This is a genomic window from Lactobacillus nasalidis, from assembly GCF_016587775.1.
GTDB lineage: Bacteria > Bacillota > Bacilli > Lactobacillales > Lactobacillaceae > Lactobacillus > Lactobacillus nasalidis.
Window position 1 is genome coordinate 20967 of the sequence record NZ_BOCG01000451.1, and the last position, 22976, is coordinate 43942.

General features: G+C 48.0%; 22 protein-coding genes. All 22 read left to right on the forward strand.

Translation table 11 applies throughout. From position 1 onward, the window contains the following. The first annotated feature begins 5 nt into the window (after window positions 1–5). The 22 genes from lacNas_RS08555 (at window position 6) to lacNas_RS08660 (ending at window position 22540) form a co-directional block, all read left to right on the forward strand. Window positions 6–1502, forward strand: coding sequence for a phage portal protein (locus tag lacNas_RS08555; protein WP_201331919.1), 1497 nt, complete (start codon window positions 6–8; stop codon window positions 1500–1502). After that, window positions 1450–1755: a ribosomal-processing cysteine protease Prp gene (locus tag lacNas_RS08560; protein ID WP_201331920.1), complete on the forward strand. Its 306-nt coding sequence runs from the start codon at window positions 1450–1452 to the stop codon at window positions 1753–1755. Before lacNas_RS08555 ends, lacNas_RS08560 begins: the two co-directional genes overlap by 53 nt. Window positions 1756–1759: 4 nt before the next feature. Further along, the gene (locus lacNas_RS08565) at window positions 1760–2800 is read left to right on the forward strand and encodes a minor capsid protein (RefSeq protein WP_201331921.1); all 1041 of its coding nucleotides are present in this window, start codon (window positions 1760–1762) and stop codon (window positions 2798–2800) included. A gap of 292 nt (window positions 2801–3092) precedes the next feature. Further along, window positions 3093–3740, forward strand: coding sequence for a DUF4355 domain-containing protein (locus lacNas_RS08570; protein ID WP_201331922.1), 648 nt, complete (start codon window positions 3093–3095; stop codon window positions 3738–3740). Between the two features lie 17 nt (window positions 3741–3757). Further along, window positions 3758–4144, forward strand: a complete 387-nt coding sequence (locus tag lacNas_RS08575; RefSeq protein ID WP_201331923.1) for a hypothetical protein — start codon at window positions 3758–3760, stop codon at window positions 4142–4144. A gap of 15 nt (window positions 4145–4159) precedes the next feature. Beyond that, window positions 4160–5206 carry a major capsid protein gene (locus lacNas_RS08580; RefSeq protein ID WP_201331924.1) on the forward strand — a complete coding sequence of 349 codons (1047 nt, stop codon included), beginning with the start codon at window positions 4160–4162 and terminating at the stop codon, window positions 5204–5206. Between the two features lie 10 nt (window positions 5207–5216). Next, window positions 5217–5522, forward strand: coding sequence for a phage head-tail connector protein (locus lacNas_RS08585; protein ID WP_201331925.1), 306 nt, complete (start codon window positions 5217–5219; stop codon window positions 5520–5522). An 11-nt stretch (window positions 5523–5533) separates the two neighbouring features. Next, window positions 5534–5866, forward strand: coding sequence for a hypothetical protein (locus lacNas_RS08590; protein WP_244660751.1), 333 nt, complete (start codon window positions 5534–5536; stop codon window positions 5864–5866). Beyond that, window positions 5863–6408 (forward strand): HK97 gp10 family phage protein, encoded by a 546-nt coding sequence (locus lacNas_RS08595; protein WP_201331927.1) that lies wholly within the window; start codon window positions 5863–5865, stop codon window positions 6406–6408. The genes lacNas_RS08590 and lacNas_RS08595 overlap by 4 nt, the downstream gene beginning before the upstream one ends. Next, the gene (locus lacNas_RS08600) at window positions 6405–6767 is read left to right on the forward strand and encodes a hypothetical protein (RefSeq protein WP_201331928.1); all 363 of its coding nucleotides are present in this window, start codon (window positions 6405–6407) and stop codon (window positions 6765–6767) included. Before lacNas_RS08595 ends, lacNas_RS08600 begins: the two co-directional genes overlap by 4 nt. Before the next feature lie 12 nt (window positions 6768–6779). Beyond that, window positions 6780–7217, forward strand: a complete 438-nt coding sequence (locus lacNas_RS08605; protein ID WP_201331929.1) for a phage tail tube protein — start codon at window positions 6780–6782, stop codon at window positions 7215–7217. Window positions 7218–7351: 134 nt separating this feature from the next. Beyond that, window positions 7352–7750 (forward strand): DUF6096 family protein, encoded by a 399-nt coding sequence (locus lacNas_RS08610; protein WP_201331930.1) that lies wholly within the window; start codon window positions 7352–7354, stop codon window positions 7748–7750. An 86-nt stretch (window positions 7751–7836) separates the two neighbouring features. Further along, window positions 7837–8100 carry a hypothetical protein gene (locus lacNas_RS08615; RefSeq protein WP_244660752.1) on the forward strand — a complete coding sequence of 88 codons (264 nt, stop codon included), beginning with the start codon at window positions 7837–7839 and terminating at the stop codon, window positions 8098–8100. Between the two features lie 22 nt (window positions 8101–8122). Continuing rightward, window positions 8123–13897, forward strand: coding sequence for a hypothetical protein (locus tag lacNas_RS08620; protein WP_201331931.1), 5775 nt, complete (start codon window positions 8123–8125; stop codon window positions 13895–13897). Window positions 13898–13910: 13 nt separating this feature from the next. Then, a complete protein-coding gene (locus tag lacNas_RS08625) occupies window positions 13911–14276 on the forward strand; it encodes a DUF6711 family protein (protein ID WP_201331932.1) in 366 nt (121 codons plus the stop codon). Between the two features lie 10 nt (window positions 14277–14286). Further along, on the forward strand, window positions 14287–19959 hold the full coding sequence (locus lacNas_RS08630; RefSeq protein WP_201331933.1) for a gp58-like family protein: 5673 nt from the start codon (window positions 14287–14289) through the stop codon (window positions 19957–19959). A gap of 107 nt (window positions 19960–20066) precedes the next feature. Further along, a complete protein-coding gene (locus tag lacNas_RS08635) occupies window positions 20067–20330 on the forward strand; it encodes a hypothetical protein (RefSeq protein ID WP_201331934.1) in 264 nt (87 codons plus the stop codon). Window positions 20331–20342: 12 nt separating this feature from the next. After that, window positions 20343–20519: a hypothetical protein gene (locus lacNas_RS08640; RefSeq protein ID WP_201331935.1), complete on the forward strand. Its 177-nt coding sequence runs from the start codon at window positions 20343–20345 to the stop codon at window positions 20517–20519. Continuing rightward, window positions 20482–20931 carry a hypothetical protein gene (locus lacNas_RS08645; RefSeq protein ID WP_244660753.1) on the forward strand — a complete coding sequence of 150 codons (450 nt, stop codon included), beginning with the start codon at window positions 20482–20484 and terminating at the stop codon, window positions 20929–20931. Before lacNas_RS08640 ends, lacNas_RS08645 begins: the two co-directional genes overlap by 38 nt. 5 nt (window positions 20932–20936) lie before the next feature. Then, the gene (locus lacNas_RS08650) at window positions 20937–21221 is read left to right on the forward strand and encodes a hypothetical protein (RefSeq protein WP_201331936.1); all 285 of its coding nucleotides are present in this window, start codon (window positions 20937–20939) and stop codon (window positions 21219–21221) included. Further along, a complete protein-coding gene (locus lacNas_RS08655; protein ID WP_201331937.1) occupies window positions 21211–21645 on the forward strand; it encodes a phage holin in 435 nt (144 codons plus the stop codon). Before lacNas_RS08650 ends, lacNas_RS08655 begins: the two co-directional genes overlap by 11 nt. Next, entirely contained in the window at window positions 21638–22540 is a 903-nt protein-coding gene (locus tag lacNas_RS08660) for a GH25 family lysozyme (protein ID WP_201331938.1), read from the forward strand. Before lacNas_RS08655 ends, lacNas_RS08660 begins: the two co-directional genes overlap by 8 nt. Window positions 22541–22976: the final 436 nt, after the last annotated feature.

Here is a 22976-nt window from a genome sequence, read left to right on the forward strand (position 1 = left end):
GCAAAATGACATCATTAGCAGTAGATGCAAGTCTGTTCGGTCAAGACGGCAACACGTTTGATGATCCAAGTTACAAGATTGTCAATCATGCGCTAGATAAGCTGATGCTTGAAAAGCCACGCTTACAGAAATTGTCTGATTACTATGACGGCAAGCAGGACATTCAAAAGCGAATCTTTAATAATGACCGAACCACCAAAAACATTAAAGTAACGGTCAATCATGCCAAGTACATTACTGATATGAACGTCGGTTTCATGACTGGTAATCCGATCAAGTACACCGCAGCCAAGGGCAAGAATATCGATGCCGTGCTTGATGAAATGGACACCATGGACTTGCAGAAACACGATACAGAGCTTGAAAAAGACTGTTCTGTCATGGGATACGGCTATGAAATTCTGTATTTGAAAGAGTTGCCTGAACCGATCAACGGACAGAGAGTGCAAACCAAGATTGAGTGCATTGACCCCCGGGCGGTTGTCATGGTTACTGATGATACGGTAGAACACGAGCCGTTATTTGCTATCTATGCACAACAGAAATTTGACTTAGACGGCGTTCAAAATGGCTGGTTAATCACTGTTTACACGAAGACAACCATTATTGAATACCGCACCCTTGAGGGCTACCGAATTGACGAATCAACCCGGAAGACAATTCGCCCGCATTATTTTGGCGATGTTCCAATCGTTGAATACCGCAATAACGAGGAAAGACAAGGCGACTTTGAACAGGAAGTGAGCTTGATTGACGCTTACAACACTATCCAAAGTGACAGAGTAAGCGACAAAGAGGCGTTCGTTGATGCTCTATTGATCTTTTACGGATTTGGAATCAACGAGGACGACCAAGCAGACTTAAAGCACGGCTTTATTAACAATGCGCCAAGTAAGAGCGACGGGGCAAGCGCTGAATGGTTGGTTAAGACGTTCGATGAGGGGCAAGTCGAATTGCTTAAAAAGTCATTGGAAGATGATATTCACAAGACCAGCTATGTTCCGAACATGAACGACAGCAACTTTATGGGCAATGTTAGCGGTGAGGCCATGAAATACAAGTTATTTGGGCTTCTAAACCTGTTAGCAACTAAGACTAGATACTTTACAGAGGGGCTTAGAAAGCGGCTGAAACTCATTCAGAACATTCTTGCAGTACGTGGACAAGCGGCCGATGTTTCCGGTTGTGGTATCAAGATCACGCCTAACATTCCTGTTAACTTGTCTGAGGCCGTTTCTAACGTCGTTGCGGCCGATGGGCACATTCCAAGGGAGATTGCTTATAGCTGGTTGCCTGACATTGACGACCCGAAAGAGGTTGATGAGATGATGCAAGAGCAGACAGCACAATCCATTAAGGCCCAACAACAGGCCATGCTTGAAGGCAATCCGGATTACATGGAAGGCCAAGGCAAGCAAGACCAAGGCCGAAAGGACAAGGAGGTTCCCGATGATAAGACTGACAAGCAAGCAAAGCGGGGATCTAATTCAGCTAACAGTTAGTGGACATGCTGGATTTGGCCCGTATGGTCATGATCTGGTTTGCGCAGCCGTTTCCGCTTTGACGCAATCACTAGAAATCAACGTAGAAGGCGCTGAGAGCCTCGCAAGAGCGGGCTTGTCTGTTGTCTTGATGCCTTACACAAAGACCAATAAAGCCCTGTATAAGGCTTATTTGAACTCGATGAGCAAGCTTGCTGAACAGTATCCGGAGCATGTCAAGATAGACAGCGTTGTGACCGACTGGCAGAGGTGACGCCATGACCGTCAAACCAAACAAGGAATATTGGATAGACAGAGCCATGGCCTATGAACAACAAGCCTATGACGACACATCAACCCGGATTGCCAAGATCAACCAAGGCTACATAATCGCACAAAGGTATTTGAGCGCTGAGGTCCGGAAGATCTATGACCGCTATTTCAAAGACGACATGACAGAGCAGGAAGTTCAAGACATTCTTGACACGTCTGTTAGTGCTAGCGAGCTAGTCTCTATCAAGGCGCTAGCAAGCACGATAGAGGACAAGGAAGCAACGGCGGCAATCAACAGATACCTGAATCAGCTTGCCGCTAAAAGCCGTATAACACGCCTAGAAGAGCTAAAGGCCAAGGCTTATATTTCCGCCAAGTACGCCGGAGCAACGGAATTAAAGCAGAATGAAGAGCTTTATACAAAGATTGCTAAGGATACATGGAAGCAAGCAACGGCAGAGAGTGCTGTTTTTCAATCAGAGCGGGAATTTGAGCTGAAGAAAGGCGATGAGCTGACAACCAACAGCAAAAAAGAGATTGTAATCAAGGACAAAGACGGGAAACAGGTTACAAAGGTTAGTGCTGACACTGACCAAGCACCCGATAGAGTGACCGAGATACCCGCCGATTACACAAAGCAGGTTGCAAGCCGCAAATGGGACGGTGCTAATTACTCAGAGCGAATCTGGAAGAACACCGACAAGCTAGCGCAGAGGCTGGCCGAGCTTTTCAACGCCCACGAGATGAGCGGAATGACTGAGACAGCAATGGCAAGGGCGTTAGCGACCGAATTTCAAACTAGCATGTTCAATGCAAAGCGCTTAATCCGAACGGAAAGCAACTATATTGCCAACGCCGTTAAGATTGACCGCTGGAAAGCCCGTGGGGTCAAGCAATACCAGTTTGAGGCAGTGCTAGACCAACGCACGAGCAAGATTTGCAGGGCAACGAATGGCAAGATTTTCAACGTGGCCGATGCCCAACCGGGCGTTAATTTGCCACCAATGCACCCGTTTTGCCGTTCTATTGCCATAATCCACCTATAAGAAAGGTGATCGAATGAATGAAAATGAACATTACCGGGGTTGTGGTTGCTTTCTTGACGTAATCATGATCTTAGTAATCATCTTGTTGATTAAGATAATCGCAAGACTGTAATTAATCGCCCCGAGCAAGGCGTTAAAAGGCCCAACCGAGAGCATTACAAGCGTATGAGAGTTACCGACCGCAATTCAGCTAGCAGGCGTTCATGGGGCCATTATGGCCGTTTGAGGGCTTGCTTTTTGTTTGCGGTCAAAAAAGTGACGTTTATGGGCTTACGAGCAGGAAGGATTAAAAATGACAGATTTTCTGAAAACCAAGTTTAAGTTTAATTTGCAACAATTCGCCGAAGATGGCGAAAATAGCCAAGATCAAGCAGCCGAAAGTGCTGACAACGATTCAGACAACACTGAAAAGGGGCAAGATCAGCCTTTCAAGACGTTTCAAACGGAAAAAGAGTTCAATTCATTTCTGGATTCCACCGTTGACAAGCGGCTTGAAAAGGCATTGAGCAAGGCCCGCCAAAAGTGGGAATCTGAAGGAGCTGAGAAGAAGAAAATCAGCGACATGACAGCCGAAGAAAAGGCGGCTTATAAGCTTCAAAAGCAGACCGAAGCCTTGCAAGCCAAGGAAAAAGAGCTGACCATTCGTGAAAACAAGGCCAATGTCATTACCAAATTAGGTGAAGACGGCCTCCCAACCGAACTGGCCGGGCTTTTCAAGCTTGAAAGCACTGAAACCTTGAAAGACCAATACAAGAGCATGTCGACCGTTTTCCGCAATGCAGTAGATAAGCAAACGCAAATCAACTTAGCCAAGTCTTCCGGTGCCCCGGGTGCAGGCGCAGAGGGCAAGGCGGTTGAAAGTGAAGGCTCTAAGATGGCTAAGGACGCCAACAACGAGAAAGAACGAGCAAAGAAGCTTTCTGAAAGTTTTTGGAAATAAATTGAAAGGAGTACTAAATGTACGCAGAAAGAACCAACAGCAGCCAAATTAATTTTATGGCTAGCGAAAAGTTTGTTTCATTCACTGAAACGATCGATTCCACTAATTACAACGTTCAGACCGACGATGACGGCCACAAGTACGTTCCGGCGGGCACTGTTTACCCGTCAAACGACAGCAAGGCAATCGGCGTGACTATCAATGACGTTTACGTTGACCACAACCCGGCATTGGTAGGCGTTATCCGTGCAGGCTGGATTCTGAAAGACAAGTTGCCGGTAGCACCATCAAGCGACGCAATCGCCGCAATGGCTTCAATCCACTTTATGGACGCCGACAACAACGAATCTAAGGCTTCAACCACGTCAACGACGTCAACTACTTCAACCACGTCAGGCAAGTAATAGAAGGGAGTAAACATGAACATTAATTTCAATCTTCAACAATTTGCAACGCCAATTACCGAACTTTTCCCACAAAATGACCTGTTGGATTACACCCGTAACCGCCAATGGCCGACTTTGATGGGTGACACTCTGTTTCCGGCCCGCAAGGTCAACACTCTTGAAGTTGACATGTTGCTGGAAGGCAACCGGACGCCGGTAATCGCTGACTATTCAGCATTCGACGCCGAAGCAACCACCCGTTCACGGGACGCCCAAAAGATGACCGCTGAATTGGCTTACGTAAAGAACAAGATGCAGCTCAAGGAAAGCGACCTGTACGCATTGGCAAAGCCTCGTGATGCGGCTGAACAAGAATATTTGCGCCGGCAGGTTTATAACGACATTGACCGACTTGTTCAAGGCGTTCTGGCCCGTGGTGAAGCAATGACTATGGAAATGCTGGCAACCGGTAAGATTACCGATAAGAAGAACAACATCGCTGTTGATTACGGTGTTCCAAAGGCGCACCAAGCCGATGTTTCCAAGTCTGGTGCATGGTCAACCACTGATGCCGACATCTTGAAGGACTTGGAAGACTGGTCTGACAAGCTGGACATTGCGCCAACCCGTGCATTGACTTCAAAGAAAGTTCTGTCAAACATCTACAGAAATGAAAAGCTGATTGCGGAAGTGTACGGGACTAATTCAGGCCGGATTCTTGGTCAAGCTGACCTTGACGCATTCTTAACTGCCCGTGGCTTGCCTATCATTCGTTCTTACGATGGCAAGTACAAGGCCGAAGACGGCAAGGGCGGTTACACTTCCGAACGTTACTTCCCAGAAAACCGCATTGTCCTTATGAATGACGATTTGTTGGGCGAAAAGCTTTACGGGCCAACCCCGGACGAATTGCGTGTTGTTGCCTCTGGTGCTGTTCAAGCCGCTCAAATCGGCAACGTCTTTGCCAAGATTTACGAATCCGGTGAAGACCCGGTTGCTACTTGGGAATTTGCTTCCGCAACCATGCTGCCAACTTTTGCCGCTGTTGACGAAGTATTCCAAGCTCAAGTTTTGGCTTAAAGGTGATCTTATGGACAAGGATTCAGTAGTGAGCGCCCTTTCAAAGCGCTTGGGAACCGACGATACCGACCTTTTGAGCGACATGTACGACGATGCATTAGCTCAAGTCCTTGACTATACCAATAGAACAAAGTTGGTCGGTAACATGGGCGTTTACGTTAAACAGTTAGTGATCGTAATGTTCAATCGTCAAGGGACTGAGGGTGATTCTAGCCGTTCAGAAGGTGGAGTAAGCGAGAGCTATGAAATCGGCTTGCCTAGCGACATTAAGCAGGCTTTGATGCGCTACCGGACGGCCAAGGTGGTGACGTTCTAGTGAGATTAGCGGTGAAACGGCTTAGAACCGTCTATTTGAAAAAGTACGTTAGTACCAAAGACAAATACGGCTATACCAAAAAAGGCTGGTCAGACGGCCAACCAATCAAGATGACCATTGAGCCGGCGGGTGGCTCTGTAAACGCCCAAATTTACGGCGAGAGCCTCGCTTACATGCTTACGGGCAAATACCAAGGCAACGCGATCAAAGCCGGGGAGAGCGAAAATAATGGCCTCTGCGTGTACGTTGACGCCAATTCCGACCCCGACTATGAAATTACGTCCGTTCAAGAGTATTCAACCCACAAAAACGTCACTCTGAAAAAGAGAGTTGACGCAAAATGAGTTTTGAAATTCGAGGCCTTGACCGTTTGAAGCAGAAATTAGGCAAGTTGCCGAAACTCTATGAATCGGGTATCAAGAAAGGCCAAGCTGATGTACTGGACAAAGCCGAAGGATATGCCGTTCAAGAGCTTCAAAGCACGATTAAATGGTCAACCGGTGAGCTGACTAGAAGCCTCATGACCGAGGTCAAGCTTGACAGTTCAGGCCAAATAATCGGCCGGCTTTACTCTAATGACCCGGTTGCGATATATCGTGAATTTGGTACTGGTAGAAACGGGGAATCCTCCCCAAAAACAGTTCCAAACGGCGTTACCTTGCACTATAGACAAACCCCTTGGTTTATTCCCGCTGACCAAGTCGACTTAGACCTACAGAAAATCTATGGAATGCCACGGATCAAGATTAAAGACAAGTATTTCTATCGTACAAACGGCCAACCTGCCCGCCAATTCATGACACCAGCCGTTGAAAAGGTGTCAAAAGAGGCCGATGAGATCATCAAGAAACGAGTTCAAGACGAGATAGACAGGGGGCTTTCATGATCTATGACGTAAAAGCGCTTGTATATTCAACGCTGGACTCAATTTCAGACATTTCCGGGCACATTTCCCCACGATACCCCGACGAAATGACTGAATTTCCGTGCGTTGTATACAGCACACAGCACGAGAGCGTTTTTAAGGACGCTGACCAAAAAGAACAATTAACAGAATGGACCTTCACCGTGGATATTTTCGGTGAAGGTTCTTTAGATGATATTTCAAGCGAAATTATCGGCAAGTTTGAGCCAATGGGCTTTAAATACACGGCCGTTGACCAAGATTTAAGCGACATTTCAAGGATTGGAATCACGTTTAGAGGCGTTGTCGACAATGATTCGCTGAAAGTTTATGAAAATTAGAAAGGATAACCAATGTTATTTAATCTGCAACAGTTTGCAACCATGGAAGGGCTGTCTTCACAAGGTACCAAGCTTGAATATTCCGAAGATGGCACCAAGTACAACGAAATTCCGGGCGTTAAGACCATTCCTGAAATGGGCGGTTCTCCCCAGACCATTGATGTAACCGACTTGGCTTCAACCCGTCAAAAGTCAATCGAAGGGCTTCAACAGTCTCAATCATTGGCTTTCCAATGCGTTTACCAAGGCGACAACTTTAAGACCTTGGCCGCATTGTCAGGCAATAAGAAGCAATATAAGTGGAGAGTTACTTTTGGCGATGGTACGACTGCAACCTTTACTGGTTCATTCGTAATCAAGACTGATTCATTCGGTACTAACGCCGCATTGTCATTCACTATCACTATTACTGTCAGCGATGGCCCGGACTTTGCGCCGGCGAGTAACTAGCACGACTAGCACCGCCACGACGTCTACCACGTCTTCACAGGCGTGATAACAAAGGGCGTTGGGGTTCGACTCCCCAGCGCTCTATAGCCCCTCAGAGGGCAAAAATAACGGTTTAAACGAAAGGAAAAATAAACATGGTAAAGCAAGGCAAGAGCATTCAATTAGGCAAGTTGACTTTGGATTGCAAGCTGGACGGCAAGGCAATTCTGGCAATCGAAAAGCGGCTTCACAAGTCAATCCTGTCACTTTTTATGGACGCTAACGGCAATGCACAACTCCCACCAGCTAACGAATTGCTGATTGTGCTTCAAGGGGCAAACAAAACCCACGGCGTTTCAGATCAAGACATCATTTCAGCCTTTGAGGATTACATCGAAAATGGCGGCACTACCGTTGACCTGTTCAGCAATGTAAGTGATTTGCTTCAAGAATCAGGTTTTTTCGGCAACAAGGCCAAGAATACGAAGACTACTTCAAAATCGGAGCCGGAAATGAATCTGCTGGATCTGGACAACGAGGAAACGGACCTGTAAAGAAGTATTCGACCGTTTCAGAGCTGTTAAAAGATATGTATCCGGAGGCTGTTTCAGCGGGTGTTGAGGCTACAGAGTTCTGGAATATGGACTTCAACGAAATCATGGTTCAAGTTGGGGCAAATAAGAAGCGGGAACAGGAAGAGCTTAAAAAGCGGGCTTACATGGACCACGAGCTGGCTCAATTAATCGCCTATGCCTTCAATGATCCTAATAAAATGCCATCGGTTGAAAAGGCCTACCCGTTCATCAAGGAAATGGAACCGCAGCCGAAAGAAGCCATTCCGGAATGGCTCAAGATGAAACAGGCGTTTATGCGCCAAGCACAAAAGATTAAGAAGATTAAGTAAATAGAAAGGTGGTGAGGGTAACATGGAATTAGAAGAGCTTGAAGTCGTTTTCAAGGCCAATTACGGGGATTTGATCTCAAAAACCCAGCAGATCTATCAACTTATTGAAAGTAAGACAAACGGCCTTGCAAACAATATCCAAAACGACTTAAACCGGGCACAGCAGGCAACCAATAGCGGGGTTCAGAGCGCCAATCAAGCCGCAGAATCGACTGTTAGAGCCGAGGAAAAGAAACAGCAAGCCTATCAACGCACGGCCGATGCAAAGAAGCATGAAGCCGTTGAAATCCAAACGTGGACTGACAACGAAAACAAGGCCATGACACAAGCGGCCGAGGCGGCCGACAAGTTTTCGGAAGCAACGAAGGGCGTTACAATGTCGGGCAACTTTGACCCAACGGCCATGCAGGAAGCTTACAAGCAATATAAGGCGGCTTCAGATCGCATTTGGTCCGATACACCGGCGCAAAAGATCGTTAAGCAGGCAGACCCGGGCATTGATGACGTGATCCGGCAACAGAGCGAGAGTTCAAAGCAGGACGTTTCAGACCTGTATGACACTGTCAACGAAAGAATGGCACAAGCCAAGCAAGAGCAGGCCAAGCTGGTTGAGCTTATGAACAGCCGTTCAAGCGTCAAGTCTAGCGGTGATCCGCTTCAACTCCAACGGGTGGACGCTCAAATCGACCAAGCCCGCATTAAAATGACACGCTACCAAAACCAAGCACGGGCATTAGCCCAAGCGATGAAGCAAGAGTTTGGTGACATTCCTAACACTCTTAATAAGATCGCCAAATCAATGGACGAGAACGAAGTCGCCATTGAACAGCAACGGCAAAAGGTTAGCGAGTTAAAACGGGCGTATGTTGAGGCTGAAAAGGCCGGGGAAGATACCTCAGACATCAAGGCTGAGTACAACAAACAGGATTCAATCCTTGACAAGCTGATTGCACATCAAGACGACCTTGAAAAGTCTTACGAATACACGCAGGACCGAGGCGATGCGCTTAAAAACACGATCGACAAGCTTAATACCTCATTGGCTTCAACCGATGAGCTGGCTAAAAAATCAGCAAGTTCCGGCGGCGGTGGCTTTTTCTCTGGTATCAAAGAGAAATTATCCGGCATAGGAAGCGCAATAAGCACGGCTAGAAACCATTTCAGTCTGTTTGGTATGTCAGCCCTTACGGCAGGGAAGCGGGCTTCTACGGGCCTTAGATCGTCTTCAGAGGGCGCAAGCGGTCTTAGTCGGACCATGCGAATGTTGGCAAGTCAAATCATTGTCTTCCAACTCCTTTCACAAGCGATCATGAACCTTGGCAGCTCTTTCGTGAGCGCACTGAAGACCAATCAACAGTTTTCTAACTCGTTGAATCAGATTCAGGTCAACCTGTTAACGGCTTTCTACCCGATTTATCAAACGGTTTTGCCGGCTATCAACGCTTTAATGAGCGCATTAGCTAAGGCTACAAGCTATATTGCAAGCTTTGTAAGTGCATTGACCGGGACTAGCCTGTCAGCCAACAGAGCGGGCGCCAAGGGACTTTATGAGCAAGTACAGGCGTTAAATGACACGTCAAAGGCGTCAAATTCAGCAAGCAGCGCTTTAAAGAAACAGCAACAGGAACAAGCCGCAGCCGTTCGGGAGGCCAATAAGAAGATTCAGCAGGCCAACAAAGAAGGCCGGGCGGCGGTTGAAAAGGAAAATGAAAAAATTTCCGCCTCAAACGAAAAGGCAAAGAAAGCTTGGGAAGCACAAAAGAAAGCCGCTGAGGACACCAAAAACAGCCTGATGGGCTTTGATGAAATCAACGTCTTAGACCAAGACAAGAGCAGCAGTTCAGACACGTTCCAAGGCACGCCAAAGAAGACCTTTACCCCGCAGGAAACGCAGGAAGTTCCAAGCGTTTCAGCAGACACGGGGAGCGGCACAACCGGCACTGGCACAAGCGGCGGGCTGAATTTCAACACGCCAATTAACGAGAACGGCGGTGCTTTCAAGGCGGCCAAGGACTTCAAAAAGCTTATGGGCGAGCTGTTCGACCCGCTTAAACAAGCATGGTCAGCTAAAGGTCAATCAGTCATTGATGCCGCTAAGCGGGCCTGGTCCGAATTGGGCCGGGCTGTTGGCGATGTCGGCAACTCGTTCAAGACCGTTTGGACCAATGGCACTGGTGAAAAGACGGTTGAAAAGCTGTTAAGCCTATTCAGAACGTTATTAGGCATTGTCGGTGACGTCGGGCAAGCTTTTGCCAAGGCATGGGAAGACCACGGCCGGGGAACAAGCACTGTACAAGCTATTTTTAACGCTTTAAACAAGGTTTTAGGGCTGTTAAACGACATTGGCGTTTCATTCCGCAATGCGTTCAATTCCGGCGTTGGTGAAAGCATTTTTGCGCACTTAATCAACTACGCCCACAATTTGGCGGATCAAGTCGGCGCATTAGCGGGCCAATTTGACAAGGCTTGGAAAGCGGGCGGTACTGGTCAATCAATCTGGCAAACATTGCTTGGCATGGTTGACGATTATGCCGGATATATCGACAAGGCTTCCGCTAGCTGGGTTAAGTTCGATCAAAACCTCAATTTTGGGCCAATTCTCAAGTCTTTTGACAACCTTCTTAAAAGTGTTAGATCGCTTGGTCAGGACGCTTTCAGCGGGCTTTATTGGGCGCTGACAAACGTCTTGCAACCATTGACTAAATGGGCGGTAGAAGACCTTGCACCGGCGGCCATGGACGCTCTTGCGGCCGCTTTGAAGCTGATTCATACGGTTATCAATGCGGCTAAGCCGGCGTTTACGTGGGTTTGGGACAGCTTTTTGAAGCCAATCGCTAAATGGACCGGGGACATTGTAATCAGCGGCTTGAAGCTGTTGACAAAGGCATTAACCGGGCTTTCAGATTGGGCTTCAAAGCACAAGACACTGATTGAAAATGTCGCTAAAGTTTTGATGACTTGGTTTGCGTTCAAGGTATCTACAAGCGCTATTGAAACAGCGACGTCCAAATTTGGCAGCATGTTAGGCGTTGTCAAGGAAGTCTGGGAAAAGAAGGGCGTATTCAAGACACTTTTGAGCGCATTTACCGACTTTTCCGGCCTTGGAAAGATCAAAGAGATCGGCGAGAACATCAAGCTGATCGGATCGTATGCTAAGGACGTTGCGCAAATTGGCTGGTCAAAGCTGACCTCAAGCCTTTCAACTTTTGGCGGCAAGCTAAAGACAATCTGGAGCACGGTTTCAGACCTTGCCGGCGCTAGCTGGTCAAAGATCACAAGCGGGCTTTCAGATTTAGGAAGCACGATTAAAGACCTTGCTAAATTGACTTGGTCAAAGGTCATTTCAGGCGTCAAGGCTATTGGCGAGTTCGTTTCAACGCTTGCCAAAACGGCTTGGAGCAAGCTTGTTGACGGCTTTTCAAGTCTGTATGACGTCGTTGTTGACCTTGCTAAAGTTGCATGGGCAAAAATGATTTCCGGCATGGAAGCCGTGGCAAGTTTCATCGCAACCCTTGCTAAAACCGCATGGACTAAGATTGTTTCCGGTTTAAGCACGCTTGGTGAAGGCCTTCAATCACTTTGGGTAGTTCTTTCAGCCAACCCGGTTATGGCCGTTGTGGCCGCATTCGCCGCTCTGGTAGCGATTTTCACGGTCCTGTATAAGACCAACAAGCCTTTCAGAAATTGGTGCAATGGAATTTGGAGTTCAATTTCCAACGCATTCGGCGGGCTTGGTAAATGGTTCAGCGAGCGCTGGAACGACATTACAGGCGGCTGGGAGACTTTCAAGACTTCCTTTGGCAAAACATGGTCGGAAGGCTGGAACGGCATTAAAGACGGCGTAACCGGCAAAAACGGGGTTTGGACCAAGATTAAGGGCGGTGCTTCCGATATGTGGGGAAACATCACCACGACTTGGAACGGCTTCAAGACTGATTTCACATCTAGCTGGGGTACGCATTGGACCGCAATCAAAAAGAAGGTCAAAGATGGCGGTAAAAACGGCATCTTCAACGAGATTAAATCCGGTGCATCTTCAACTTGGAACTCGATGAAAACCAGTGTCGGCACTTTTGCTACCGATTTTAAATCAAAGTGGGACACTCACTGGAACAGTGTAAAAACCAAGGTTGGCACTAGCACTAGCGGCGTATTTGGTGACATGGTTTCCGGCGCTGGCAGCATGTTCAGTGGCTTTAATACCAAGATGAGAAACTGGTGGCCTAACTTTAAAGAAGACTGGGGCAACCATTGGGACAGTGCTAAAACCAAGGTTTCAAGCACGTTTACGTCATTAGTAACTAAGGCTGGAAACCTTGGCAAAAACATTTCAACAGCCGTTGAGAAAGGTTGGGGCGTCATTACAACGACCTTTGGCAAGCTTGCTAACAAGATCATTGCCCCGATTCAGTCGGTAATTAAGAAGGTTGGTGAAGGCATTAATTGGGCCTTGAAGAAGGTCGGCCAATCCGGGTTTAATTGGTCCTTTGACTGGACTTTCAAGTATAAAAACGGGACCAACGGACACCCGGGCGGGCTTGCGCTTGTTAACGACCAAGAGGGCGCTGACTATCAGGAAGCCTACCAACTTCCAAACGGTAAAACAGGGCTTTTCCCGGCCGTTAGAAACCTGTTATTAGACATGCCGGCGGGCACTAAGGTTATGCCGGCGGGTCAAGTAAAGCAGGTCATGAACTCATTACCGCATTATGCTAGCGGTATTGGTGACTGGTCTGAATGGCTTAAAAACTTGCAGCAGACGATGAGCAACATCGGCAATTTCACCGTTTCAACGGTTTCAAGCATTGCAAGTTCAGTTAGTGACGCCTTTGACGACGTGCTTTCAGACATTACCCACCCGTCTAAGCTGATTAATTTCTTGATTGACAAGTTTGTTGGCAAAAACAACCAAGAGTCTTCAATCGGGCAAAAGTTTTTCGCCGGGACTGTTGGCACAATGAAAGACAACCTTGTAAATTGGGCAAAGAATTTCCTGAAGAAGTTCGGCGGTAGCATGAGCGGGGATTACAACCCGTCAATGATTCGCAGAGCGGCGGCCCAAATGCACGTACACCCTTCGGACGAGTTCATCAAAAAGCTACAAGCCGTAATTCAGAACGAATCCGGCGGGCGCAACGTCGTTCAGCAGATTCATGACGTCAACAGTGGCGGCAACGAGGCACGGGGGATTTTGCAGTACACCCCGCCAACATTCAAGGCGTACGCCGTTAAGGGACATACAAACATCATGAACCCGTATGACCAATTACTTGCGTTCTTCAACAACTCCGATTGGGCAAATTCCATTGGTTGGACCACAATTTGGGGTCACAGAAAGATGGAATGGCTTCACTCCGGTCCTCAAGGCTCACGGCGGTATGAAAACGGCGGCTGGATCAACAAAGAAGGCCTTTACTTGGCCGGTGAAGGCGACAAGCCGGAAATGGTCTTGCCACTTACTAACAAAGCCCGGTCATTGCAGCTCATTCAGGAAGCCATGAAGTTCATGGACGTCAACTTTAGCGATGGCCTGAGAATGCCGAGTGCATTCAGTCAAACGAGCTTCAACGCAGAAAACGCAGGAATGGCCTCACAGGGCGTTTCTAGTGACGTAGGGGCAACTATAGTCAACGCTATCTTGCAAGGCCTCCAGATGGCTAATATGGGCAATAGCGGGCAATCTAGCCAACCGCTCAATGTAACCATTCAAGTTGATTCAACCAAGTTGGGCGAGGTTGCGGTTAGGGGTATTAACCAGTTCAACCAAGCCAACGGACGCAACATGTTAAAGATTTAGGAGATGATTATTATTGGCAACTTACAGCCTTATTATTTCTGGGACAGCGGTTAAAACGCCGTCTTCCTTTCAGGTAACCATTCAAGACATCGATGCAAAAGCCACGAGAGACGCCAAGGGCAAGCTCCATCGTGACCGGGTCGCCACTAAGCGCAAGATTTCCGCTCAATGGCCGCCATTAACCTTGAAAGAGTGTTCAACGCTTTTAAACGCCGTTAAGGACGAGTTTTTCACGGTTAAATATCTTGATCCGGTTGACGGTGCAATGGCAACCCGGACATTTTACGTTGGCGATAGAACCACGCCGGCGCTGACATTCATTGACAATTTAGGCGGGTATTTCTGGAAAGACGTTAGCTTTGATCTGGTTGAACAATAGGAGGGGTTAAATGCTTTCACAAACGGACGCAGTTAAACAGGCATGGGCGGCAACCGATCGGACTTTAGACATTGTCGTCAAGGTTGGAGACGTTGAATATCAAGCTACAGAGATCAATACTTTGAGCTATGATGCGGCGGCCTTCACCGGCGATACGCTTGGAATCGGTTCAACCTATGAGAATTCCGTTTCAATCGAGTTTGCGAGCGTAATTGAGGCCTTCAAGCAGGGTCTGACCGTTCTTCCGAAAATTGGTGTACTCGTTGACGGGACTTTCCAATATACGCCATTAGGTACTTTCATCATTTCCGAGGTCGACAGGGATAGAAACAACAACCTGACCACGATCAAAGCACTGGACCAAATGTGTAAGCTTGAAGGTTCGTATACGTCAAAGCTGACCTATCCGGCTAGCGCTCTTGATATCATTGCAGAAATTGCCAATCAAGGCGGTGTAACGGTCAACACGGGCGAGTTACAGCATTTACCCACCTTGCCAAACATCACTAAGGCGATCACCAAGCAGACGCTTAGAACGGCGCTGGGTTGGATTGCCCAACTTTACGCAGGTTTTGCTACTTTTGATCGTAACGGTCAGCTTACAATCCGTACAACCGCAACTCCGGATTACACCATTTCCCCGAGCGAGTACATGCAGGCCGGCCTAACCAAAAACGAGGTTACTTACAAAACAGGCGGCATTAAAGTTACTGTTAACAGCACGACAACCGACGATAACGGGCAGGAAGTCGACAACACGAGTACTCTTCAAGCCGGGGAGACAACGGGCAGCCAGATTGATCTGACAAATGATGTAATGACTGAAAACTTGCTAGATACGATCTGGACCGACATTAAGGACATCACTTACTATCCGTACACATTGAGTTGGTTCGGCAACCCGGGCATTGAAGCCGGCGACTGGGTAACCTTGACTGACACGCAGGGCAACTCGTTCAACGTGCCAATCAATGGATACACGATGAGCTTCAACGGGGGGCTTGAATCTACAATTTCAGCCAACCAATCATCATCTAATGCCGGCGGTTATTCTTACAGCGGTTCAGCTAACTCAATTACTAATGTGGTTAAAGCTTTGCAAGTTCGTCATACGGCAACCGGGAATAACGTTTATCCGCCATCTTTTTCAGGTACACCAAGCAACCCCAAAAAGGGCGATGTCTGGTACAAGCAAAACGGTAACAACGTTGAATGCTGGATCTATGAAGAAAACGACGGCCAATTTTCATGGATCAAGACGCCGCTAGATGGTGAAGTTAAAGCCCAAATCGCAGCCCTTGACAAGAAAACAGATTCAGAGCTGACCAAGACCAAGAGCGAGATTTCAAGCACGGCAGAGAGCCAGTGGAATAGCGCCACAACGGCCACGAGCGAGGTTGACAGCAGGCTTGAGAGCTTGCGCACGCAGAACAGCCAATCCGTTGCAGAACTCAGAAGCATTGACACGAGCTTGCATAACCGGGCAAGCCAAATGGAGAGTGACGTAAACGATAGCCTTGCCAGCGTAAAGAACAGCCTCACAGCGGTAGATGCAAGCATGCGCACGGCCACGAGTGAAGAGATGGCAAGCGTTAAGAGCAGTCTGTCAGCCGTGCAGTCGCAGAACAACGTAACGCAGAACAGCTTGGCTAACAAGGCCGGGTCATTGGCAACGGCTACCAGCGAATTGCAGAGCAAGACCGGGAAGCTGTCCGGGAGTTTGTCCACGGCCGACAGCATGATAATGTTTAACTCGAGTGCGATAGCCGAGGTCAAGAAGACGGCTGGGGAGATCAGCACGACCGTAAGTAATATCCGGGTAGGCGGAAGAAACCTTATTATCAATAGCGATTTCAGAAACGAACAAACCAACTGGGTAGCAGATGCCGGGAGTTTGTCTGTTGAAAGTAGCACAGAATACGGGCACTATCTGAAATACACCCCGAACAGCGTGGGTAACATGCGGGTGTACAGCCCGGTAAAAAAAGTGTGGAAGGCTGGCACTACGTACTCTTATTCGTTCTATGCCAAGGCTGATAGCACTGTTCAAGTCAAAGCAAGCAGATCACTTACAGACTATGGACCGACGCACACGCTGACGACAGAGTGGCAGAGGTTTACTGGACAGATTAAGTCCACAGCAACCGCAGATGATGGCACGCTCTCTCTGCAAGTGACAGGTGCAGTGGCAGCGTGCTTTGCACGAGTCAAGCTTGAAACAGGCACAATGGCAACCGACTGGACACCCGCCCCGGAGGACACCGACCAAGCTATTTCAACAGTCAGTCAAACGGCCGATGCAATCAAGGCAGACCTCAGTACGACCAAGGGGGACGTTGCTTCGATAAAAGCCACGGCAACGTCATTGCAGACGCAGATTAGTAATAATAAGAGCGACATCAGCACCGTAAAGCAAACGGCCGATTCCTTGCAGACGGGATTGAGCAACGCCAAGGGCGATATCAGCACATTAAAGCAGACGGCCGACAGTCTGACAACCCGAATGAGCACGGCGGAAGGCAATGTAAGTTCACTGAAACAGACGGCCTCGGGATTGCAAACAAGTGTAAGCGACAATGCAAAAAATATTTCGGCAGTGAAGCAGACCGCAACCGATTTGCAAACCACCGTGGGGAAGTTGCCGGAACAATGGCAGAAAGACATCAACGACAAGGCCAATGCGCAACCACTGACCAGCAACGTTGACATGAATAATCTGACCACGGCCGGAACGTACTTGATTCAAGACTTTAGCGCAAAAAATGCACCAATTTCCGCTTGGTTCATGGCTACGGTTACCGCCACCTCAGACAAGTCGCGGGTGATTCAGCGGATTAGGAAAGACAGCTACAATGTTGCCTACGAGCGTAGCAACTATAATAGCGGCTGGACAACGTGGGAGCGTGTTGCAACGGGCACAGACGTAAGCTCCATTAAGCAAACGATGGACAGCATCACAACCCGGGTAACCAATGCAGAGGGCAATATCTCCAACGTCAAGCAAACAGCGACTGATTTGCAAACATCACTCACTAACGCCAAGGGGGACATTTCCACACTCAAACAAACAGCTTCGGGTTTGGAAAGTTCGGTAGCGGACAACAAAAAAAACATTTCAAGCGTTCAGCAAACGGCAACCGATTTGACTTCAAAAATGAGTGATGCGCAAGGCAATATCAGTGCGCTCCAACAGAAAGCTGATAGCTTGACCAGCACGATTAGCACCGGCGGGCGCAACTTGCTTAGTAACACCAGAGAAATAAATGATTCATCGATTTGGAGCAACTTAGCGTTATGGGATAAAGGCGACTTCTATCACGATGGTGGAAATGACTGCCAAATCGTTCAGACCAGCACGCAACAATGGAATGGTTTAAAGCAATATGTCTTTGTTGAGGCAGGTAGAAAGTACACCTTCTCAATCGATGCAAAGTCTGGTGACAACAGCAATCATACGGCTGGCTTCTACATTACTTTGAATAGTGCACAGGAAGGCTCATACAATAGGGCAGATGCAATAGGCGACAACCAAATATTTACGTACACACCGACATGGACTAGATATTCGTTCACAATCACAGCAACAACGAATGGATATGTTGCTCCCAGAATTGAACGTACTACGACCACTAGCGAACTGCTTCAATTAGCAAGACCACAGTTCGAATACGGTGACACAGCCACACCGTGGAAACCGTCCAACGGCGATATTTCCTCACTCCAGCAAACTGCTTCCTCGCTCACGGCTGACATGAAGGACGCAAAGGGGAATATATCCTCGCTGCAAGCGACATCGAAAGGCCTGACTACCCGTGTAAGCAACGCAGAGGGCAATGTTTCAAGCTTGCAAGAGACAGCCAAGGAATTGAAAGCAACGGTCGGTGACGCCAATTCCGGCCTTGTATCGACCGTCAACGCTATTCCGGGCCAGATTACCTCGGCAATCACGGCTTCCAAGCAGGCTACAGTGATTACATCGGCAACGGACGTGCACAACATGAAGACAGCCGGGTATTACTTGCTGAAAGGCACTTTGACCAACTCCCCGGTTGACGCATGGGCATTTTTGCGTGTTATCACCTCAGACGACGGCCAGCGGATCTATCACCGGATTTGGAAGGACAACGCAAGCACCGTTTACACCGAGGAATACACGGGTTCATGGTCAGGTTGGGCAACGCATATCAACTCCGACAACCTTAAATCAAACGTCATCACGGCCATTAATCAATCTACAGAGGGCGTGAGGATTACGGGGACAAAGATTCTCCTCGACGGCGATGTAAAGGTAACGGACGGATACACGCTGACCGCTGACCATATCAAGGCCGGGACAATGAGCGCTGACCGCATTTCCGGTGGTACGCTGAATTTCAGCGACATCACGGCAATAGGCATCAACGCCAACAGCATAACTTCCGGCAGAATTTCCGGGACAAACCTAGACATCAACCTTGACGATGGGACGGTTGCCTTCACCAAGGGCAAGCTCTATTCAACCGACGGCGGGTTTAACATCTCCATTGACGGCAAATCCTTCTACCTTGACATGGGCAATAACACCAAGCTTTGGATTGACGGCAACGGCTACCACCTCCAAGAAAGCGCAAGCCAGCACCTTTGGATGAATAAGGACGGGCTACACAATTACACGGACAGCAATTCCAACGGTCTTTGGATCAATGACACGACGCTGAAAGTTCTTAATAGCAACAACGCCGGGCTGGTTGCCAAGGACGGCATGCTTCAATTCAGCACAACGCCGATTTGGAACAGCGACAATGTCTATTCCGGAACGCTTAATAGCCAACTTTACGGGACGATCGGGTTTAACAGCAACTTGCTTTCATCATCATTGAACGGGATCTTTATCAAGGGCCGTGAAGGGGTTGTGATCGGAACTAGCGATTATTCCGGCGGTTCACTTTTCGGGGCCGGAACTGGTTATACAGACGTGGGGCAAGCCGGGTCAGGCATCAATTTGCCAAACGCTCTTGACAAGCCGGCTTCCATTTTCACCAAAGCCCCGCTTGTAATGCTGGGCGGCCCTACTTATACAGATTCTTCCGCTGCTAAATGGACCAAAAAGCCAAAGCTGGTGATTGGCGGGAACACTGCTTATTCTCACAACGGCGCTAGCATGTATCAAACAGGCGTCAATGAGCGTGGTAATCAGCTCTATGCAGAGGCAAGAAACGTTTCGATTTGGGCTAACGACTGGATAAACCTTGACACCTTGGGCAGAGTGGCAATTCAAGCACAATATTTCCATTCATACCCGACCTACCTTCAAACTACATCAGCCGGCGCTAACGTTTATGTTGCCAATGACGGGGCGCTTGTAAGAAGCTCTTCCGCCCGGAAATACAAAACTGACATTCAAGACGCAGACAATCATTACGGTGATAAGCTGATTGAGTTTGCCCCGCAAAAGTGGATAGACAAGGCTGAAAAGAAGCGTTATGAAGAAGATCCGGAAAACAATAAGAAGCCGGGCTATTACTACGGTTTGATTGCCGACGACTTGGACGCCGCCGGGCTTGACATGCTTGTTAACTACGGGGCAGACGGCCAAGTAGAAGGTATCAACTACGACCGTATCGGGGTTGCCTTGCTTCCGGTCGTAAAGGCGCTGAAAGAAGAGGTACAGGCCCTTAAAAAGCAACTTAAAGCCTTGAAATAGGAGTGAAAATGAGTGAAACAAGGCCGCCACCAAAAGCATAATGTCAAACAGAAAAGGGCCGAAAGGCTTATTTATTTTGCATAATTTCTATTAAAGGAGAACAGATAATGATTATTTACATTGCAAACGATTCCTACCAACGTGATGAAGAAAAGCACAGCATTCTGGCTATGACGGCATCTCTTGAAGGCCGTAACCAAGAAACCGGGGAATATATCAACGGGTATGTTCGTTTAACCCAGTCAGACTTGGCCGACGGCGTAACCTTTGAAAAAATGACTTATGACGAAAAGCTGGCTGCATGCAAAAAGAAGATGATCGCATGGCTTTCCGCTGACACTTCAACCACGTCAAGCACTTCAAGCAATTAAGGAGGCCTGACCATGGAAAACGGCGTAAGTCAAGACGCTATGATTCGGGCCTTGCTTGCCAAGGTCAATGAAATCAGCGGTGAAAACATCAAACTTATGGCTACAATCTATGATTTGCAAGACAAGATCAAAAAGCTGGAAGGTGATGACAATGACGATGAAAGCAAGACTGAAAAGAATGGGCATTAGTGCCCGCCAAAACGTCCTGCATCTTGTCGTTGGCGCAAACCTGAGTGTGATCGGTGTCATGCTGTTGACGCATCACCATTATTTCTTTTGGCCTCCACAACCGGCGTGGATTACGGCGCTTGAAAATGACAGCGCTGTGGGCTTTATTGGGCTTTCCGTTGGCATCGCAATGATTAAATGGGCGCTTGGCCCACGGCATTCTGTTGCCCTAAACCGTTTCTTGATCGCCACGGCAAGCGCCTATTACACTCTAATGAGCGCAACCGAGTTCATGCACGGTCTGTTTGCTCCAATGGGTGTCCCGAACATGATTACTAGCGGCGTTTCCGAGCTGGCCTTGCTTTTCGTTACCTTGTACATGGCAAAGATCAGCCCCACGGAAGACACAAAAGAAGATGATTCTGTTAATTAGAAAGGGTGGTTACTATTAAATGGCAAGACATTCTTGTTAAAGCACTGCCCTTAATTCCAACCCTTATCATGTATTTGGCGTCTTATAAGTTAAGCGTTGCCAAAAATGACAAGGAAGAAACGCAAGATCAGTTTGTTAGATTAAATCAAGAAAACGAACGGCTTACAAAGTTGCTTGAACAGAAAGACAAGCAGCTAGAAGCTAGACAAAAAGAAATCTACAGACTTCAGAAAGCGGTCGCTATGTCTTCGACAAGCGGCAATAAGAAGGAGGATAAAAATGACAGCTAAAGACTGGTTTGACGTAATCTTTGCGTTGGGCACTGTTGCCCTTGCCGTGATTGCGTCTGTTTACACGAGATACAAGGCCAAGATTGACACTAAATCCGCAGCCGGCAAGACCATCGACACGATCGGCAAGCTGGCCGTGTGGGCGGTCAACGAGGCCGAATATAGCGGCATGGGAGGCACTCAAAAGCGGGAATACGCCGCCGAGATCATCACGGAACAGCTTCAAAAGAAGGGCATTACTGGAATTACCCAATCCATGGTGTACGGGGCGATTCAAGCGGCTTGGAAGGCTTCCGGCTTCGACCATAGCCAAACTAACGCAAGTAATGCTGAAACGGCTGAGAGCGGCTCTGAGAGCGTTTCAAAGGATAGCAAGGGCGTTGTAATGGACGACAGCCCGGTGGAGGTAAAGATCAATGGCTAGAACATACGGCGTGGACGTTGCGGTTTATCAATCTACAGACATGAGTGCATATCACAAGGCAGGGGCAAGCTTTGCTATCGTCAAGCTGACCGAGGGCACGGGTTACATCAACCCTAAGGCACAAGCGCAGGTAGCAAGCGCCCGGGCAAATCACCTCTATACTCATGCCTACCATTTCGCTAATTTCGGCGGATCGGCTAGCCGGGCCAAACAGGAAGCAGACTACTTTTTGAGCATGGTTAAGAAGGCCGACATTTCCAAGAAACGCATGCTCTGGCTTGACTGGGAATCATCGAGCGCCAATGCCGTTAACGCCACGAGATCGGCCAACACGGCGGCTATTCTGGCCTTTATGACCACGATTAAGGCAGCCGGTTATCGTCCGGGCCTGTATTCAGGGGCAGCCTTGCTCAAGTCCTCAATCGACACGGAACAGATTGTGAAAAAGTTTGGGACTTGCTTGTGGGTTGCTAGCTATCCAACGATGGCGGCTGTTTCTAGCGCTGATTTCGGCTATTTCCCGAGCATGGACGGCGTTGCAATCTGGCAGTTTACTTCAAACTGGAAGGGCTTAAACGTTGACGGCAATGTGGCAGTAGCAGACATCAACGTGGAAACCAAGGCGGCTAAACCTACACCAAAGAAGGAAACGGCAAAGAAGACGGCGGCAAAGGCAGAGGCCAAGCCCTTGTTTACGGTTTATGCCCCTGTAATTAACAAAGATCCAAACTGGAAAATCGCCCTCCGTGACGGTGACGGCCATTTAACGGGCAAGTACATCAAGACCAACACCCGCTGGCAGGTTTTCGCTAAAAAGGAAATGAAAGGCGGGACTTGGTATAAGTTAGGCACTAACCAACAGTGGGCACCGGCGCAATACCTGAAAAAGGTCTAGCATGACCTTGCCGATAGTGTTATAATCAAAACGTTGATAAAATCCGAGACCCTAGCAGATTAATTTCTGTTAGGGCCTTTTTTGTGCTTGCATTATCGGTTACTTAGGGATACAATAACAGTGTAAGTTAAAATAAAGAGAAAAGGAGTATAACACTAGTGGCGAAAAACGTACTTAATGTGTTTGATTATATGTAAGAGATAGCAGGTAGGTTCTAAGTTGAATTAGCGTAAGGAAAGCCAGAACTTTGCTTTAGGTTAGAGCGCAAATTTTAGTCATACTTCAGAAACATATGTTTGGGAATCTGCAGGAATACGTGCTAAAATATTCCTCGAAACAAAGATTGAGAATGATATGGTTCTGAAAGCTGGTGAAATTAAATGGCTGAACAGGTAGAAGAAGTACCGTCTAAATTAATTCAGACAAGAGTCTATGA